The sequence below is a fragment of the Streptomyces sp. TRM64462 genome (assembly GCF_013362995.1).
Lineage (GTDB): Bacteria > Actinomycetota > Actinomycetes > Streptomycetales > Streptomycetaceae > Streptomyces.
On the sequence record NZ_JABWDV010000036.1, the window covers coordinates 1 to 2,869 of the forward strand.

The following is a 2,869-nucleotide window of genomic DNA, read 5'->3' on the forward strand; positions in this document are numbered from 1 at the left end:
CCCACTTCCGCAACCCCCCTGCCCCGCGCCCAGCCCATCGGGCAGCATGAACCCATGCCCGTACTGACGCGCGAAGAGGCGCAGACCCGAGCCCGGTTCCTCGACGTCCATCGCTACACGATCGACCTCGACCTCACCACCGGCGACGACACCTTCGACTCGACCACCCTCATCCGGTTCACCGTCCGCACCCCCGGTGACACCTTCGTCGAGCTCAAGCCGGAAACCCTGCGCAGCGCCACCCTCGACGGGCAGCCCCTCGACCTCACCACCCTGACCGACAACCGCCTCCCCCTCACCGGCCTCAGCCAGGGCACGCACGAGCTCCGCGTCGACGCCGCCATGCGCTACTCCCGCACCGGCGAGGGCATGCATCGCTTCACCGACCCCAGCGACGGCGAGACGTACGTCTACACGCAGCTGTTCCTGGACGACGTCCAGCGCGTCTTCGCAGCCTTCGACCAGCCGGACCTCAAGGCCGTCTTCGACGTCACCGTCACCGCACCCGACCACTGGACGGTGCTCGCCAACAGCACCGCCACCCGCGACGCCGACGGCCGCTGGACGGCCGCCACCACGCCCCGTATCTCCACCTACCTCGTCGCCGTCGCCGCCGGCCCCTGGCACAGCGTCCGCACCCGGCACGCGGGTCTGCCCTTCGGCATCCACTGCCGCCGCTCCCTCGCGCCCCACCTCGACGCGGACGCCGACGAACTCCTCGACGTCACCCGGCGGCTCTTCGACCGCTACCACGAGAAGTTCGACGAGCCGTACCCCTTCGACTCCTACGACCAGGCGTTCGTCCCCGAGTTCAACGCCGGCGCGATGGAGAACCCGGGCCTCGTCACCTTCCGCGACGAGTTCGTCTTCCGCTCCGCCGTCACGATCAGCGAGCGCCAGCGCCGTGCCATGGTCATCGCCCACGAGATGGCGCACATGTGGTTCGGCGACCTCGTCACGCTGAAGTGGTGGGACGACATCTGGCTGAACGAGTCCTTCGCCGAGTACATGGGCTACCAGACCGTCAACGAGGCGACCACCCGCTACCCCGACACCTGGATCGGTTACGCGGTCGAGCGCAAGCCCTGGGGATACGACGCCGACCAGCGCCCCTCCACGCACGCGGTGGCGCCCGACCCGGAGGCCGTACCGGACACGGCCTCGGCCCTCCTCAACTTCGACGGCATCTCGTACTCCAAGGGCGCCTCCGCCCTGCGCCAACTCGTCGCGTGGATGGGCGAGAAGGAGTTCCTCGCGGGCATCAACAACCACTTCGCGCGCCACAGGTTCGGCAACGCGACCCTCGCCGACTTCATCGACAACCTGGCCTCCGCCACCGACCGCGACGTCCACGCCTGGGCCGACGCCTGGCTCCGCACCACCGGCATCGACACCGTCACCGCCGAGGTCACCACGGGCCCCGGCCGCTGGAACCTCGCCCTCCACCACGACGGCACCCGCCCGCACCGCGCCACGATCGGCGTCTACGACCGCGACCTCAGCGACGGCGGCACCCTCGTCGTCCGCGAACGGTACGAGACGGACATCCCCGACACCGGCGCGGCGCCCGAGAGCCGGCCCGGGCCACGGCCCGCCCTCGTCGTCCCGAACGAGCACGACCTCACGTACGCGAAGATCCGCCTCGACGCGGTCTCCGAGGAGACCGCGCTCCGCACCCTCTCCGGCGTTCCCGACGCCCTCACCCGGTCCGTCCTGTGGAACACGTTCCGCGACATGGTGCGCGACGGCGACCTCGACCCGGCCGACTACCTCACCACCGCCCACGCGCACCTGCCCGCCGAGACCGACGTCGCCATCGTCGAGAACGTCCTCGGGTTCGCGCTCCACCAGATCGCCGACCGCTACCTCCCCCCGGCCGGCCGCGCCGACGCCCGCGCCACGCTGACCGACCTCACCCGCGACCTGATCCGCCGCACCGAGGACGGCGCGAACCCGGGCCTGCGCCTCACCGCCGTACGCCACTTCATCGACAGCACGGACCGCACCGGCACCCTCCACGGCTGGCTCGCCGACGGCAGCGTCCCGGGCGGGCCCGACCTGGACCCGGAGCTCCGCTGGCGCATCCTCAGGCGCCTCGCCGTACTCGGCGCGGCCGACGAGGCCGCCATCGCCGCCGAACTCGACCGCGACCCCAGCGCCACCGGCCAGGAAGGCGCCGCCCGCTGCCGCGCCGCCCTGCCCACGCCCGAGGCGAAGGAAGCGGCCTGGCAGCGCATGTTCCACGACGACACCCTCTCCAACTACCTGTTCAACGCCACCGCCGAGGGCTTCTGGCAGCCCGAGCACGCGGACGTCCTCGCCCCCTACGTCCCGCGCTACTACCCCGAGGCCACCGCCCTCGCCACCCGCCGGGGCCCGGCCATCGCCACGGCCGCCGGCCGCTACGCCTTCCCCGCGTACGCCGTCACCCAGGAGAACCTCGACCTGGGCCACACCCACCTCACCGACCCGGACCTCACCCCCGCCCTCCACCGCCAACTCGTCGACCGCCTCGACGACCTCCGCCGAGCCCTCCACGTCCGCACCACCACCACCACCGCCCCCACCCGCACCGCCTGACCCGGAGCCGCCGCACACGGCACGTGCCCACCGGCCTTCACGAACCGCCGCGTTCGTGAAGGCCGGGCTTCCGGATGCCGTGCCCCGCCGGGTGCGTCCACGTGTACGGGGAAACGGCACCGTCCCTCGTTCGGGTGCCGATCCTGTGCAGGACGCCCGTGCCGCGCACGCCGGGTACACGCTGGCTCACGCAATGTGACGCACTCGTGGAAGGCAGCACCCGGATGACCCCCGTGCCCACCCCAGCTTCCGCCCCCGGCTCGGCGCCCCCCGGCTCGGCGCCCCCCGG

General features: G+C 72.4%; 1 protein-coding gene. It reads left to right on the forward strand.

Annotation, left to right across the window (positions count from 1 at the left end; genetic code table 11):
• Positions 1-54 precede the first annotated feature (54 nt).
• The gene (gene pepN, locus HTZ82_RS01755) at positions 55-2,580 is read left to right on the forward strand and encodes an aminopeptidase N (RefSeq protein WP_175407463.1); all 2,526 of its coding nucleotides are present in this window, start codon (positions 55-57) and stop codon (positions 2,578-2,580) included.
• The last annotated feature ends 289 nt before the right edge of the window (positions 2,581-2,869 follow it).